The sequence below is a fragment of the Listeria sp. LM90SB2 genome (assembly GCF_028867355.1).
Lineage (GTDB): Bacteria > Bacillota > Bacilli > Lactobacillales > Listeriaceae > Listeria > Listeria monocytogenes_B.
Map to the genome: position 1 here is coordinate 2,208,491 of NZ_CP046449.1, position 16,246 is coordinate 2,224,736.

Annotated in this window: 11 protein-coding genes, 5 tRNA genes and 1 pseudogene; 7 read left to right on the forward strand and 10 right to left on the reverse strand. The window is 36.4% G+C overall.

Features of this window, described 5'->3' with window-relative positions:
- Positions 1-11: 11 nt before the first annotated feature.
- The 6 genes from GL301_RS10885 to GL301_RS10910 all read right to left on the reverse strand — a co-directional run bounded on the left by GL301_RS10885 (position 12) and on the right by GL301_RS10910 (position 8,644).
- Positions 12-2,273, reverse strand: a complete 2,262-nt coding sequence (locus GL301_RS10885; protein ID WP_003724545.1) for a glycoside hydrolase family 65 protein — start codon at positions 2,271-2,273, stop codon at positions 12-14.
- 15 nt (positions 2,274-2,288) lie between these two features.
- Positions 2,289-3,122, reverse strand: a complete 834-nt coding sequence (locus tag GL301_RS10890) for a DUF1189 domain-containing protein (protein ID WP_021496377.1) — start codon at positions 3,120-3,122, stop codon at positions 2,289-2,291.
- A 27-nt stretch (positions 3,123-3,149) separates the two neighbouring features.
- A complete protein-coding gene (locus tag GL301_RS10895) occupies positions 3,150-4,001 on the reverse strand; it encodes a sugar ABC transporter permease (RefSeq protein WP_003722383.1) in 852 nt (283 codons plus the stop codon).
- Complete coding sequence (locus tag GL301_RS10900) at positions 4,002-5,309, reverse strand: sugar ABC transporter permease (protein ID WP_003724547.1); 1,308 nt, start codon at positions 5,307-5,309, stop codon at positions 4,002-4,004.
- 87 nt (positions 5,310-5,396) lie between these two features.
- On the reverse strand, positions 5,397-6,656 hold the full coding sequence (locus GL301_RS10905; RefSeq protein ID WP_003724548.1) for an extracellular solute-binding protein: 1,260 nt from the start codon (positions 6,654-6,656) through the stop codon (positions 5,397-5,399).
- 212 nt (positions 6,657-6,868) lie between these two features.
- The gene (locus tag GL301_RS10910; RefSeq protein ID WP_003734390.1) at positions 6,869-8,644 is read right to left on the reverse strand and encodes a glycoside hydrolase family 13 protein; all 1,776 of its coding nucleotides are present in this window, start codon (positions 8,642-8,644) and stop codon (positions 6,869-6,871) included.
- A 257-nt stretch (positions 8,645-8,901) separates the two neighbouring features.
- On the opposite strand from GL301_RS10910, the gene GL301_RS10915 reads away from it, so the two are divergent.
- Complete coding sequence (locus GL301_RS10915) at positions 8,902-9,537, forward strand: CPBP family intramembrane glutamic endopeptidase (RefSeq protein ID WP_003724550.1); 636 nt, start codon at positions 8,902-8,904, stop codon at positions 9,535-9,537.
- A gap of 35 nt (positions 9,538-9,572) precedes the next feature.
- Here GL301_RS10915 and GL301_RS10920 read toward each other — a convergent pair whose 3' ends face one another.
- The 3 genes from GL301_RS10920 to GL301_RS10930 all read right to left on the reverse strand — a co-directional run bounded on the left by GL301_RS10920 (position 9,573) and on the right by GL301_RS10930 (position 13,335).
- Positions 9,573-10,538, reverse strand: a complete 966-nt coding sequence (locus GL301_RS10920; protein WP_003724551.1) for a LacI family DNA-binding transcriptional regulator — start codon at positions 10,536-10,538, stop codon at positions 9,573-9,575.
- Positions 10,539-10,675: 137 nt separating this feature from the next.
- A complete protein-coding gene (locus tag GL301_RS10925) occupies positions 10,676-10,912 on the reverse strand; it encodes a hypothetical protein (RefSeq protein ID WP_003724552.1) in 237 nt (78 codons plus the stop codon).
- 599 nt (positions 10,913-11,511) lie between these two features.
- On the reverse strand, positions 11,512-13,335 hold the full coding sequence (locus GL301_RS10930; RefSeq protein ID WP_003724553.1) for an APC family permease: 1,824 nt from the start codon (positions 13,333-13,335) through the stop codon (positions 11,512-11,514).
- A gap of 332 nt (positions 13,336-13,667) precedes the next feature.
- On the opposite strand from GL301_RS10930, the gene GL301_RS10935 reads away from it, so the two are divergent.
- The 5 genes from GL301_RS10935 to GL301_RS10955 all read left to right on the forward strand — a co-directional run bounded on the left by GL301_RS10935 (position 13,668) and on the right by GL301_RS10955 (position 14,228).
- A tRNA-Glu gene (locus GL301_RS10935) sits at positions 13,668-13,739 on the forward strand.
- A gap of 157 nt (positions 13,740-13,896) precedes the next feature.
- Positions 13,897-13,970, forward strand: a tRNA-Thr gene (locus GL301_RS10940).
- A gap of 9 nt (positions 13,971-13,979) precedes the next feature.
- A tRNA-Tyr gene (locus GL301_RS10945) sits at positions 13,980-14,063 on the forward strand.
- A gap of 11 nt (positions 14,064-14,074) precedes the next feature.
- Positions 14,075-14,146, forward strand: a tRNA-Gln gene (locus tag GL301_RS10950).
- Positions 14,147-14,155: 9 nt separating this feature from the next.
- Positions 14,156-14,228 (forward strand) — tRNA-Lys (locus GL301_RS10955).
- Positions 14,229-14,343: 115 nt separating this feature from the next.
- Here GL301_RS10955 and GL301_RS10960 read toward each other — a convergent pair.
- Positions 14,344-15,033 (reverse strand): Crp/Fnr family transcriptional regulator, encoded by a 690-nt coding sequence (locus GL301_RS10960; RefSeq protein WP_003727869.1) that lies wholly within the window; start codon positions 15,031-15,033, stop codon positions 14,344-14,346.
- A 478-nt stretch (positions 15,034-15,511) separates the two neighbouring features.
- Between GL301_RS10960 and GL301_RS10965 the strand changes: the two are divergent.
- Positions 15,512-16,242, forward strand: a pseudogene (locus GL301_RS10965) (Crp/Fnr family transcriptional regulator).
- Positions 16,243-16,246 lie beyond the last annotated feature (4 nt).

A 16,246-nucleotide genomic window follows, 5' to 3' on the forward strand; every position in this document is an offset into this window, starting at 1 on the left:
TTTTTCATTTTTCATTTAGTTACATTTACAGTTGAATGAAGCTCCTGTGGTTCTCCATATAAGTTAATTTCAAAAGCTTTTCCTGCAAGTAGTGTTATTTCCACACTATTTCTTTCTACTTTCACTTCTAACAAACGATCTCGGAAGTTGATTTTGAAACGGTAATTTTCCCAGCCATCAGGTAAGAATGGTGCAAAGCTTAATTCGCCATCAGTTACTCGCATACCAGCAAAGCCTTGAACGATGGATAACCAGCTTCCTGCCATAGAGGTAATGTGCAGTCCATCTTCTGTATCGTTGTTAATGTTATCAAGATCTAGTCTTGCTGTACGTTTGTATAGTTCTACTGCTTTATCATATTTACCAAGTTCTGAAGCTAACACTGCGTGAACAGCTGGCGATAAGCTAGATTCGTGTACTGTTAATGGCTCATAGAATTCAAAGTTACGTTGTTTTGTATCAAAATCAAAGTCATCATAGAATAAATATAAACCTTGAAGGACATCTGCTTGTTTAATGAAACAAGAACGTAAAATTTTATCCCAAGACCAATTTTGGTTAATCGGCATATCTTCTGGTTTTAATGTATCCGTGGAACGTAACTCTTTATCTAAGAACGTATCGTGTTGCACAAAAATCTGCCATTTCTCGTCAAAAGGATAATACATGCGATGCTCAATATCTTCCCATTTGGCGATTTCGTACTCGGTCACACCTAAACGTTTTTTCGCTTCTGCATCTAAGTTTTCTAGCGTATAACGAATCGTCCAAGCGGCGATATAGTTTGTATACCAGTTATTGCTGACGTTATTATCATATTCATTTGGTCCCGTTACACCGTGAATCATGTATTTATCTAAGCGATCAGATAAATGAACGCGGTCGGCCCAAAAACGAGTGATTTCAGTCAATACTTCGATTCCATCTGTTTTTAAATACGAATCATCGCCAGTGTAATTTGTGTAATTGTAAATCGCATAAGCAATCGCGCCATTGCGGTGAATTTCTTCAAATGTAATTTCCCATTCATTATGACACTCAACTCCGGTAAAAGTAACCATTGGATACAGTGCGCCAGCTAGGCCGATTTTCTGCGCGTTGATTTTCGCTCCATCCAATTGATCGTGGCGATATTTAAGTAAATTGTGACTCACAGATTTATCCGTTAACGATAAATACATTGGTAGTGCAAAAGCTTCTGTATCCCAGTATGTCGCGCCGCCATATTTTTCGCCTGTAAAGCCTTTAGGACCAATGTTTAGTCTTGCGTCCTCACCGTAATAAGTAGCAAATAATTGGAAAATGTTAAATCGGATACCTTGTTGCGCGGAATCGTCGCCTGCAATCTCGACATCCGCTTTATCCCAACGTTCACGCCAACCCGCAACATGCGCGGCTAATAATTCATCATACGTTTTTGCTTCTAAGCTTTGTAAGATTTTTTCTCCTGCTGGAAGAATTTCCCTTTCCTCATAATCACGAGATGTCGTAATGACTACACGTTTTTCTATTTGCGCTACTTCATTTTCTTTTAGGTCGAATTGAAAATGATTTTCGGCGTAAAGTGCCTTTGTTTGATTTGTTTGGTTTGCCGTATTGGTCGTATTTTCCATCACAGCTGAAACGGTGAAACGCGGTGTTCCAAAGTTGTTTGGAATAGTTTTTGTGACAAGTGAACCGCGACTTGCTGATGAAGCTTTTTCGACTTCTTGCCAGAACATTTCTTCATAGTTGGCATCTTCGTTTTGCACATTGCCATCTAAAAAGGACGTTAAATCCACTTTTGCAGCGCTCTTCGCTTCCACTTGATAACGAATAACCGCAAGTTCTTTCGTTGCAACACTTAGGAATCGTTCCGCCGAAATCCGGAATGTCTTATTATTTTTAACTACTGTGAATTGACGTCTCAAAACGCCTTTTTCCATATCTAAAACAAGTTCAAAATCGCTTACTTCATCTACAAATAAATCGAGTTTTTCACCGTCAAGACGTACTTCAATTCCGATAAAATTAAGGCCATTAATGACTTTTCCGAAATAATCCGGGTAGCCATTTTTCCACCAACCAACTCTTGTTTTATCTGGAAACCACACGCCTGCATAATAAGTTCCAATATGGCCGTCGCCGGAGTATCCTTCTTCAAAATTCCCGCGCATCCCCATGTAACCATTACCGAGTGAAGTTAGGCTTTCTTGCAAACGTTTATTTTCTTTATCTAGTTTGGTTGTCCGTAATGTCCATGGTTCGATTTCAAATAATTGCTTCTGTGCCATACTAAAACCTCCTAATTAGCGACTAGCAGCCATACTTTTTTCACTAGTCTTATAAAATCTTGTCTTTAAAAATGTCCATGCTATCATTAACACCATTCCGAGCGACTGAACAGCCATAATAATCGTAATATCAAAGTAGATAAAGCCGATAATACAAGCCGCAATCACTGGAATTCCCAGTGCATTTAGCGTTAAATTTACTGATTCTTTAAAAGAAGCAATGCTTGAAAAACTGCTCCGTTTTGTCATCCAAATGAAAAGCGTCGTAAATACGGTTAACATGAGTGAGCTAACGAAAATGATAGAACCAATCATCAGCACCATCGATAGGAAAACAAATGCTTGGTTTTCCAAATACCACTGCGCCGACACCCAATCAACGAGCGACTCGCCTGACGTTATTTCGCTTAAGGTCGCGTCTTTTGGGTAGCTAACTTCAAAAGTGTAACCACTCGAATCCGTAAGCGTCATTTCTTGGTCTTTGAAATTAATTACATTCTTCGCTCCACTAAGTTCTGCTTTCGTTAAATTCACACCAGCAACACCATTCGCTGTTTTTTCGACGATGTGCGCATTTTTATCGGTTAACGCCCCATTTTCGAGCGTCAGTGCACTAACTTCTGTCGCCAATTGATCCGTGCCAAGCGCCGCCATTTTTGGCATTAAACTTGGTAAATCAAAGCTTGACTGATTAGCAAAGTGCGCCGAAACAGGAAGCAACAGTAACGCATTTAAGAAAATAAATACGATGACCATTTGCCAGAATTTCAATACTTTCCGACCCTCAAAAATAGCGGTTGGACCGATTGTACTTTTTACATATTGAATGATAAACGGAACTTTTTTCATTGATATCACAGCCTTTTTAAAAATCAATTATCCTTTTGTTCCACCGGCAGTTAAGCCAGAAACAAAATTCTTTTGTAAGAAGAAGAACAGTAAACAAATTGGTAGCGCGGCTAAAATGGCGCCCGCTGCGAATAAGGCTACTTTTTGTTGTTGCGGGTTAGCGATAAATGTTTGAAGTCCAACAGCTATCGTCAAGTTTTCTGGAGTTCTTAGTAAGAATTTAGCAAGTAAGAAATCTCCGAATGGTCCCATAAACGCCCATAAAGCTTGAACGGCAATCATCGGTCTAACAAGTGGCAAGATGATTTGAGCGAAAATGCGGAAATGTCCTGCGCCATCAAGTTTGGCGGATTCATCTAGATCACGCGGCACGGTATCGAAATACCCTTTCATCAGCCATGTGTTCATCGGAATCCCACCACCGATGTAAATCAATGTTAAGAACCAATATTGATCAAGTGCGCCAAGTAGCATCGCTAACACGTAGAAAGCTGTTAAGGCCGCCATCGTTGGTACCATTTGAATAATAAGGAAGAAAATCAAGCTGTTTTTACGACCTTTAAAACGGTAACGGCTATACGTATAACCCGCAAGCGTCACAATCGTTACTTGCATAATCATCGTTACAACCGCGATAATCAGTGTATTTTTGTACCAATCAAGATATAATGTTTCATTAAACAATCTCGTGAAGTTATTCAGCGTCCAACTATCCGACCACTCAAGCGTAAATGCCGCGATATTCCCTGGTTTGAAGGCAGAAGATGCTGTTATTAGAATCGGATACAAAATAATAATCGTTAGCACGGTTAAAAACAAATACGTGAAAAACTGTGTTAAGAACTTTGTTGTCCGCTGATCTTTCATAAAGTCTCTCATTTACATCATCTCCTCGTTCCCAAAGGCATTCGTCTTCTTAAAGGCAATCATCGAAACAGTAATAACGATAATGGAGATAAGAAGCGTCACAGCAGCGGCTACAGCGTATTGTGGCGAAGTACCTGTTGTTAATTTATAAATCCATGAAATTAAGATATCGGTTGATCCTGCGCCTGCTCCGACACTTCCGGGACCACCTTCATTGAATAAGTATATTATCGAAAAGTTGTTGAAGTTAAATGTATATTGCGTAATAAATACCGGCGCGGTTACAAATAAAATCATCGGTAATGTAATTTTACGGAAACGTTGAATCGCACTTGCACCATCAATTCTAGCTGCTTCGTATAGTTCACCAGGAATTGCTTGAAGCACCCCAGTAACCATAACGTAAATATACGGAAAACCAAGCCAACCTTGAATACTAATCAGCGCCACTTTTGTCCAGAAAGGATCTGTTTTCCAAGCAATCGCATTGATATCAACAAATGGCAAATGGTTTAGAAGCGGAATGACTTGCGAGTTGATTGCGCCAATACTGTCGTTAAACATATTGGAAAAACTCATAATTGTAATAAATGCTGGTACCGCCCAAGGAAGTAAGAAAACTACCCCAAAAAGACGTTTCCCTTTAATAAAGCTTTGGTTCGCAACAATCGCCGTGAATACACCAACGACAATTTGTAAAGAAGTTGCACAGATTGTCCAAATGAGTGTCCACGAAAATACGCTTAGGAACGTGTCACGATACGAACTTAGGAAGAAAATATTAAAGAAGTTCTTAAATCCAACCCAGTCAATTAAGTTCGCTGGCGGAATATGGTAAAAATCATAGTTGGTAAATGCCATGAAAAGAGTAACAAGAACTGGGAAAATAATAACAAAAGTCATCACTAAGTATGCAGGTAATGTAAGTAAGTACGGGAAACCTTTGTCGAGCATATTTTTTATAATAGCAATCGCAGAACGGTTAACAGTTTCACCTAGGTTCCACTGCATAGCCACGCGTCTTGCATCGAAAATATTTATAAACCAAAAGCCTATAAATAGTAATGTCACAATTAATTGTAAAGTACCTTCAATCATTAAAAATAAGGAATGGTCTACACCCGGTACAGATCCAAGTGTTACAAGGCCAATCAGTGCATTCAGCCCAACTGCAAAAAATTCTATGATAAACAAAGCAAATAGTGCGAAAAAGACAATCCCTTTAAAATTTTGCTTATTATAAAATTGACCAAGTCCCGGAATGATTGATAACAAAGTCGCTTGACGAACATTTTTAATTTGTTTTTGTTCTAGTTTCATTTTGTTACCCTCAATTCTAGATATAGATTCACTAGCTAAGTTGAAAAAAATGGCGGAGCGCGCTATCTTTGCCCCGCCAAATCATTATTATTTAGTATATTTTTGCGTTACGTTATCTTCAATTACTTTTACTGCATCATCTGCTGATTGTTGCGGTGTTTTCGAACCAGAAGCTGCATCAAACATTAAGTTTTCAGCACCTGTCCAAACTTCCGACATTTCTGGAATATTTGGCATTGGTTGCGCATTTTTGTATTGTTCGATAACAGCATTAGTTAATTCATCATTTTTTGATTTCGCTGTATCGCGTGCTTTTAAGTTAGCTGGTACTTCATTTGTCATATCATATAAAGTTTCTTGATTTTTTTGGTTAGTTACATAATCCAACCATTTTTGAGCTACATCTTTGTTTTTAGAATAGTTACTTACAACCCAACCTTTACCGCCTGCAAATGGAGAGTATTCTTTGCCATTGTTTAGTGTCGGGATTTTTGCTACGCCGTAATTAATTTTTGCTTCTTTGTAGTTTGCTGCTGACCATGGACCGCCTAGAATTGCTGCTGCTTTACCTTTAACAAATTGATCTTGGATAAAGTCATCTGCACTCTTATTGTCTTGCATACCTTTTGGCCATACATCTTGGAACCATTTTGTTGCATAAGTAATTCCTTCAACCGAACCTTTATTGTTTAAACCGATGTCTTTTGGATTCGTACCTTCATCGCCGAATACATAACCACCGTATCCTGCAAGTAGTCCGTAAGAGAAGTAGAAATCAGTCCATTTTGCTAAGAAACCAGTATTTTTTCCTTTTTCAGAAGTGAAGGCAAAACGAGAATCTTTAGAAAGTGTTTCTAAATCTTTGAAAGTTGCTGGAGCTTTGTCGAGTAAATCTTTATTATAGTAAAGTACTAGAGTTTCAATAATTGCTGGAGCGCCATAAATTTTATCGTCAATGGTTACTTGTTTTTGGTCTTTTTCATCGTAATCGTCTTTATTTCCAAGTTTTACTTCCGCTAAATGTCCTTGTTGGCCTAAGCTTCCAATTCTATCAAATGCGGACATCATTACGTCTGGAGCAGTTCCAGCCGGGCCATCAAGTGGCAATGCTTCTAATGTTTCGAACATGTCTTTTTCGACTACTTTTACTTTCACGTCATTATCTTTTTCAAAATCACCTTTTATTTTGTTCACGTAGTCTTTGTAGCCTGCGTCAACGGAAACCGTTAATGTTTTTTCATCAGATGAGCCAGATTTACTAGTGTCTTTTCCACCACCACATGCTGCTAAGCTTAAAGCCATTACTAAAACCGCCGAAACTATTCCCACTTTTTTGAAACGCTTCATTTACTTTTCCTCCTCTTTATGAAAAAAGTCGCCCTTTACTGTCTGATTTCTAAGTCCCCATCTTTTTTCAATTCTTTTTAAAGTTTGTGAATTAGGTTAACCTATGCATTTATTATATGCTGATTTCGAAAGCGTTTACAAGGAGATTTCACATGTTACCGATAACAACATTTTTCCGGTAAACATGTGAAAAATTCCTTTACGCCATTGATTTAGCTGTTTTCTTTAATAACAAGAAATCCTTTTGCTGGGACAACAAGATTTTCTGTTACAGCTCGGTTGTTCCAAATATCTGTCGCTGTATTTTCAAATGAAATTGTGAAATCTTTATCTTCTTTTGCTTGATTGAAAAGGAAATGCAGTTTTTCACCATTTAATTCTTTAGAAAATGCTGTAATGCCCGTTTCGCTACTTGCACCTAGCCAAGTTAATTCGCCGGATGTGATAATTGCTTGGTTATCTTTTCTTAGGGCAATTAATTGTTTCGTAAACGCTAGCATATCTTGGTTTTGCTTCGTTTCATCCCATTCCATACACTTACGGCAACCTGGGTCATTTCCTCCGTCCATGCCGATTTCAGTTCCGTAATAAATACACGGCGAACCAGTGTGCGCGAACATGAAGGCAAGCGCTTGTTTCACTTTATCCTCATCATTATTAGCACGAGTTAAAATACGCGCCGTATCATGGCTATCAAGCATATTAAACATTACTTCATTCACTTGATTTGGGTAGCGCATATATTGTTCATTAATACCAGAAACCATTTGCTCCGGTGTGATTTTTTCTTCAATAAAGTTCTCAATAATCGTTTGTGTAAATGGATAGTTCATTACGGCGTGGAATTCATCTCCAAGTAACCAAATCCACGAATCATGCCAAATTTCACCAAGAATATAAATATCTTCTTTTTCCGCTTGGACAGCCTTTTTAAATTCTTTCCAGAAAGCATGATCTACTTCATTAGCAACATCTAAGCGCCAACCATCAATGTCAAATTCGCGAATCCAGTAAGTTGCAATATCCAGTAGATACTTCTGAACTTCTGGGTTAGCCGTATTTAATTTTGGCATATGCGTCGTGAAAGCAAATGTATCGTAAGAAAGTGTTGGTTCTCCTTCAATATTGCCATTTTCATTTTGACGAACAGGGAAACTATGGATGTGGAACCAATCACGATATGCAGATTTTTCTTCATTTAAGACAACATCTTGCCACTCTGCTGAAGTATCGCCAATGTGATTGAACACCGCATCTAACATAATGCGAATCCCACGTTTATGCGCTTCCTGAACTAATTTTCTAAACGTTTCTTTATCTCCAAAATGTGGATCAATTTTTTTATAATCAACCGTATCGTATTTATGATTGGTTGGTGCTTCAAACACAGGTGTCAAATAAACCCCATTAATACCAAGCTCTGCTAAATAATCTAAATGCTCGATAATTCCTTCTATATCCCCGCCGAAAAAGTCTGTTGTGTTCGGATCTTTACTTCCCCACGGCAAGGCATTTTCCGGAGAAATAGCCGGATTCCCATTTGCAAAACGTTCTGGGAAAATCTGGTACCAAATAGTATTCCCAACCCATTCAGGCGCCTCAAAAGTATCCACCGCATGGATAAATGGAAATTTAAAGTAATAATCCATCGTAGCTAAATTAGCCTCAGTTGGCTCAAAGAAACCACGTCCGCCGTAAAATGTTGTTTCTCCTTCTGTATCTGTTAGTAAAAAGCCATATTGAAGACGTCTATGTTCTGGTGTAATTGCAAAAAACCAATAATCGTGCTCTTCTGTTTCTGCGATTTTGCGCATTGTATAAGATTCACTTTGCCATTTTCCATCTTTCCATAAGTAAGGGTCGGCAGCAATTAGAGTAACCTCGCTAATATCCAAGCGTTTCGTTCTAATCCGAATATGTAGTGTTTTAGCGTCATAACTATAAGCATAGCTACTCGCTGGTTGATGATAAATCCCTGCTTTTTCCATTTTTTCTCCTCCTATATCACCTATCGTTCTATTTCAAATTAGCATTTCCATTAAAGCGTTTGCAACCTTTTCTCACTCGTTAACGGTAACAAGATTTTCTAGCTATTTCATATTCTTTCAACATACTATAGAAGAAAGCCAATTCTCCCTCCTCCTTTAAAGTGACAAATTAGTAACTTTACTGATTTAAAGTAAAGAGCTATAATAACTCATGGACTAATGAAATCTATCGAAAAAAGGTCTAAAAGGAGGATAAAATGGAAAATACTTTAAGCTTTAAAAAACAAGGGTATTGGTTATTTTCCAGCGCAATCATTATTGGTGTTCTTTTTCTTCTTTTGCCACACATCATTTCCAATATTGGAGTGTTAGAATTTATAGGTGCTTTTTTTAACGCCCTATGCATGGGGGTTATTGCTTTTATCATACTAAAAGCAGAATTCCTCGATTGGTTTAAACATTTTAGTTTCAAATGGATTCTCATCGGTGCTCCAGCATTAATTATTATCAGCTCTATTTTCAACATTGCTTGGGCTTACTTCGCGGGCAGTACTACTGAAAATGGTATCAACAGTGTACTTACATGGTCTTACGTTTTCACAAGTATCCCGTTCATGCTTCTTGGCGAAGAACTACTATCCATTAGCTTACTCTATGCCGCTTGGAAAAAATGGAACTGGAAATTCTGGCAAGCTTCCTTGCTCTGCTCGTTACTATTTGCGACGTGGCATCTGACTTCCTATGATTTTAACTTCTTACAATGTATCATTACTTTAGCACCTGCTAGACTCATTTTGAACTACTTATTTAAGAAAACAAACTCGATTTGGGTTACTTTCATCGTTCACTTCATTTTTGATTTCATCGCATTTTTACCCATTTTACTCAAATAAAAAAACGCTAGGAATAAAGATTCCTAGCGTTTTTATTACTCTTCTTTTCCAGTTGTAGAGGCTCTTATCAGTAATTCAGGAGTAAATAATAGGTTTCCTTGAGGTTTTCCGTGATCATTAATTTTCGCAAGTAACATCTTCGCGAGTTCTTCCCCCATTTCAACGACGGGAGATTGAACAGTTGTAATTTTTGGCGATGAAATTCTATCTAAAAAAACACCATCAAACCCTGTTACAGCAATATTTTCACCAAAACGGCGACCAAAAGCAGCGGCAGCACGAACAACCCCAATGGCAATTCGATCTGATGCGCAAACAATCGCAATTTTTTCTGAGTTATAGCGTAGTAATTCAAATGCTTTTTCTTCCGCGACACTGGAACTATTCGCAATAAAATAACTTTCCGGTTCCAAACCATGTTCTTTCACTATTTCTTCATAGCCTTCTAGGCGCGATTTCATAAACTGTTCATCTAATAAATCAATTCCCAAAAAGACGATTCGCGAAAAACCGATCTCTACCATATGCTCTGTTGCGAGCGCAGTCCCTTTTTTATTATCTACATCAATAGAATCATAGCCACGTTTATTTTCACCATAAAAAATAACTGGTTTATCAATATCTAAAAGTCCTAAATCATAATCTTTGTCGCGTATTCCCGTGACAATAAGCCCGTCATAAGCTCCGATATTCCTGGATCTTTGCGTAACGAGTTGAAGCGAATAGTAGTATTTATCTAACTCCCGACTAATTCCTGTTAATAAATTCATATAATATGGTTCAACTGTATCAATTTCTTCTAAAATCAAAAATTTAATAACTTGCGTCCTATTTTGAACAAGCGCCCTTGCAGCATAATTTGGTACATACTCTAAGGCTTCCATTGCACTATAAACAAGCATTTTCAGTTCATCTGAGACTTGATCTGGATGATTAATAACCCGTGAAACTGTCATTTTGGAGACATTTGCCCGTTTCGCAACATCTGCTAAAGTCGCCATCTCCAACCTCCTCCATTCATAATCTTCCTTATTGTACCATCTTTTACACAAAAAAAATAAGAATTAACCCACAAAAAAAGCATTCTCATTAAAAGTCTGAAAATGCTTGGTTTATTATGAATATGTAATGAGTCATTTTATAGTGTTTGCCACTTTTTTTGAGAGACTCTGCGTTCCTTCGTTTGTTGATAAGTTTTAATAATCAATCTAATTAATTGATGAGCTCCGCCAATAATAATTCCAATAGCGATAGCAACGAGCGTAGTTGTCAGAAAACTAATAAATGGAAAACTAGATGCATTCATTGCAGCAATTCCTAATATAAAAATGATAATAGTAGGTAGTACATAATACCTAATGTCCTGTTCCTGCATACAAAGCGCTCCTTTACCCAAAATAATAACTCCCATCAACTACTGAAATTATAACGCGAAAACTGGCTTTTTTCAAGGCTTGGATGGATTTCCATGCTCCTCTTTAAAAACGTTAAATGGCTCTATATAGCGCTTTATATAGATACGCAAAATCCACTCATTATGAATTCATCAAAAAGAAAAATTTGTTACCACTTTGTAACATTACTTAAGTCCATTTACTTATATACTGTAACACTTATATTTATTCAATTTTATAGATAAGTATTAATTCTTATTTCCATTTTTTCAAGTTTTATTGCCTGTTTTTTTATAACATATACAAAAAAAGTGTGCTCTTTTTTCTAACCAAACATTATTTTTCAAATTGTATAAAAAACTTGATTCGAGCAGTTTTTTTAATTATCTAGGAAAACTCGGCATTTAAAATGCCTTTTTCATCTAAAGGAAATTTAGTTTTCCGATGAATATTCTTCTTTAAAATCAAAATTTCCACTTTTTACAAATAAATAAACAACCGTTATGCTTACATTGTTCCATTACAAAAACGGAAGAGTTCCCCCTCTTCCCCCGAAGGTCTCTTCCGTTTTTTTCTCTTGTTATTCTTTTAAATGATAAGGATATGTGGAAACCACTACATCCCTTTTCATTAGAAGTCTTGTGCGAATCAATAGGCTTGTTTGATTATGAAGGACATTTTGCCAACCTTTTCTAGGAATAAATTGTGGTATTAATACTGTTAGTGAGTAATTGTCTTGATCTGCTTTTTGTTTAGCTGTATCAATAAACTTCATTAATGGATCTGAAATAGATCGATACGGAGAAAACAGATTAGCCATACGCACTTCAGGATGCACCCTATTCCATCTCTCAACAAATTCTTTTTCCTGTTTTTTATCAATAGAGATATGAACAGCAATGACTGTATCACCAATAGATTTAGCATATTGTAATGCACCCTCTACAACTTTGGTGGTATCAGACACACAAATAATGACGGCATTCCCTTTAAAGTCCGGCAAGTCCATTGTTTCGTCAATTCTAAGTTGCGGTCCGACTTTCCTATAATGATGTCTCGTACGATGGAAAACATAAATCATAATTGGCATAAAGACAAATACTGGCCAAACAGATTCAATTCGAGTTAAGAATAACACTAATAATACTGTAAATGAAATTGATGCTCCAAGTAAATTAGCCGATAATGATTTTTTCCAACCTTTAGGACGCTGTTTCCACCATTTTACTATCATCCCTGTTTGAGACAACGTAAATGGTATGAACACTCCGACAGAGTATAATGGAATGAGTAATTCCGTTTTCCCTTTAAACAAAATAATGAGTAGGATAGAACCCACAGCTAAAGTAATAATCCCATTAGAGTAGCCCAGTCTATCTCCTCTTGCTAAATACATTCTTGGCATAAATTTATCTTTCGCCAAGTTAAATGCTAACATCGGAAATGCAGAAAATCCGGTATTAGCTGCTAAAACTAAAATAAGTGCCGTAGTGGCTTGAATAAAATAAAACATGAAGTTTCTGCCAAATACATTTTCAGCAATTTGAGAAAGCACCGTTACCTTTAGCTCAGGAACAGTTCCATAAACAAAAGCAAGTACTGTTATTCCGACAAAGAAGAAACCAAGTAAGCCTGCCATTAATGTTAATGTTTTTGCGGCATTTTTTGGTCGTGGTTCTTTAAATAAAGGAACAGCATTTGAGATAGCTTCAATACCCGTTAAAGAAGCTGACCCAGATGCAAATGCTCTTAGTAAAAGAAAAATGGTTACACCCTGTACGTGAGTCCCTACTGCAGCTGTTTCATGACTTGCATCCATACCAGTTAATACTTTAAATAAACCTGTAAATATAAGAGCTATAATAGAAAAAACAAACAAATATACTGGTATTGCAAGTAAACTAGCTGATTCAGTAATACCTCTCAGATTGATAATCGTTACTCCAACGACAAGAAGTACAGCTATAGGCACTGCAAACGGATATAATGATGGGACAGCAGAAACGATTGCATCTGTTCCAGAAGAAACACTTACAGCAACTGTAAGCATATAATCTACTAGTAAAGATCCACCTGCGATTAAACCGGCATTATTCCCCAAATTCTCTCTTGAAACGATATAAGCTCCTCCACCATGCGGATAAGAGTATATAATTTGTTTGTAAGACAGATTAAGAGCAAACAAAAGAACAAGTACACAAAGCGCAATTGGTAATGAATACCACATAGCGGCAGCACTAACAGTTACAAGTACCAATAAGATCTGTTCTGTACCATACGCAATAGAAGAAAGTGCATCTGATGACAGAACTGCTAAAGCTTTTAATTTCCCCAGTTTTTGGTCTCCAGCTTCTGATGTTTTCAGAGGGCGGCCGATTAATAGTCTTTTTAGCGGCGAAGCCATTGTATTCCCTACCTTTTTTATTTGATTTTTAGCTAACTTCAAGTTGACCAGACACATTATAGCACAGCTGATTTTAGATTGTAATACTAATTTGTATTATTTTAGCTGACTAATTATCTTTCAAGTGAATAATTGTTCATAATGCTTGTTTTTACGTCTTTAAAAAGTAGAAATTTATTTCACACGCCTTTCAATATACATACCCATTAATAAGATAAATAACCCGTTTTCCAAAGTTATATTTTCAGAAAAAAAAGAATTTAATTTGGGTATTTACAAATGACATCCTTTTTTTATATAATAGTTTCTAGCGGTAAAAAACTTTATCATATGGCCCGTTGGTCAAGCGGTTAAGACACCGCCCTTTCACGGCGGTAACACGGGTTCGAATCCCGTACGGGTCACTTTTTAATCAAAAATAACAACTTCAAAAATATTTTTCACTTTTTTTAAAAAAAAGCTGGTAAAATTGATTAAAATGTTATATCATGTATTAGTATCTGTTTTGAAGAATTAATTATGCAAGAGATTTCGATTTGCCAGCAGTGAGAGCGATTCTTCGCCGACTTAGCTCAATCTGGTAGAGCAACTGAATCGTAATCAGTAGGTTGCGGGTTCAATTCCTGCAGTCGGCATTTTATAGCGGAGGGGTAGCGAAGTGGCTAAACGCGGCGGACTGTAAATCCGCTCCTTCGGGTTCGGTGGTTCGAATCCACTCCCCTCCACCATTTTCTATTATTGGGCTATAGCCAAGCGGTAAGGCAACGGATTTTGATTCCGTCATGCGCTGGTTCGAATCCAGCTAGCCCAGTCATATTTAGAGCCGTTAGCTCAGTTGGTAGAGCATCTGACTTTTAATCAGAGGGTCGCTGGTTCGAACCCAGCACGGCTCATCATAAAAAAACAAGCAAAGAAAATACTTTGCTTGTTTTTTTATGATGTAATTTTTTCTCCCTAAGAAAAAAGATAAACTAAAAATTAAATAGTTTATCTTTTACTCAAGTATAATTATATCGTAGTTACTTCTGGTTCTATTCTTCCGTATTTATCCAACAAAACAAAAGACTTAGAATTTTCTGCTAAAAAACCTGATTCAACCAACTTTCTACAAAGATGAGTTACTGAACGCACCGATAAGTTAGAATAATTAGCAATAATTTTCTTTGTGAAACATTTTGGAATGCGTAGCACGCCTTCCTTTTCATTTCCAAAATATCTTCCCAGCTGCTCTAGAGACTCTTTCAAACGATTTTCTCCATTACCACGCATTAAATTACATTTTTCAATTAAAACATTTTCGTGATTTCGATTATTAAGATATAAATAGAGCCACCCCTCTTGCATCCCAATAATCGAGCAAATTATATCTTCTTTATCAAATTCGTATGCTGTAATTGTTTCGATAACTCTAGCAGTGTATAGATTTGCTTCTGCCATAAAATAATCATTCAATCCAGCAATTTGGTTTGATCCCAAAAAACTTATAACATTTTTATTCTTCTCTAATGAAACTATCCCTTTTTCAATAAAATAAACCTTTGTATTTATTGTATCCTCTGTTAGTAAAATCATGTTGCTCGGTATCCTTGTTTTTTTATAAGGGATTCTGTTATCGATTAAAGTTTGCAAGAAGCATGTATAACCAAATTCTTCTTCCAAAATTTTTTTACTATACAAATCTTCAAATACGGATTGCATTTATTGTCATCTCATTTCTATTTTATGTTGTTAGCAAATAGTTTTATAATGCGATGAGTGGCTTCTTACAAGTGATGATACTACCAAACACTTTTAAAAGGAACCCAACAAAAAAACAAAACTTCCTGCTTTAACCAACTATTTTTGACTTTTTTGTCACAATTGAATTTTATTCACTTTATAAATTATTGTATAAGTTTCTTTTGATACTTCTATTATAAGACGAAGCACATTCCCTCTACTTTTCTATCCAAAAATTTCAAGCAACATTTTAGTGAAAATAGTATCTTTCTAACTACCTTTTTAGAAGAATAACCTCTATTTTTTAATGATTATCGCGATATTTTGTATTATTTGTGAAAGTTATTAATTCGTGTTTTTATTCTTCCCCGCTTATGTTTACGCAAAAATATTCTACTAGAAGAATAAGTTTTATGCGCTTATATTGCGGGAAACTAATGACATAGGGGGGAATGGTATGTATTTAAAAGAAACGTTAGATCAATTTGCTTCGATAGATAATATTCTTAAACTGCTCAAGAAAAATCCGAGTTTTAATAAGCACTGCATTCAAGAGCGGCTCCCACAAAAAACAATTATCACATCCAATAAACAACGAAAACATATCTATATAATAGAAGAAGGTTTTATGAAACTAATATTTGATGACAACAAACCGCGTGATTTTTCTTATATTTTGTCTAAAGGAGCATTTCCCTTTTTGCCAGTTTATACAGAGGATATACCTGAACACACAATGATGGTTGCTCTTACAGATATTGTATGGTGGAAAATTGATATCAGTTTCTTTAAGGGGATGATGGAGACGGAAGATCCGCGAAATTATCTCATGCTTCATCAATTAGCGGAAACTAGAAGAAGATTTTACACTATCGCTTATCAAGAAAAATTGACTTCACGTGAAAGTATTTATTATTCTTTAAGTACAATGATTGAATTTGGCCTACGTATCTCCGAAAAAATAGTAGAACTTCCAGAATTTTTAACTTATCAAATACTTGCTGATCATGCTAATACTTCTAAAAGCTACACGTCTAAAGTTCTAGGACATTTACGTGAAGAAGGCATTTTGGAATCACAAAGAAAGCCTTGGCGAATTAACGATGTCCAGAAGCTCCAAAAGTTAATAGAGATGAATGTACCACTTGTAAAGATACAAAAAAACTAAGAGCCAACTTGCGCTCTTAGTTTT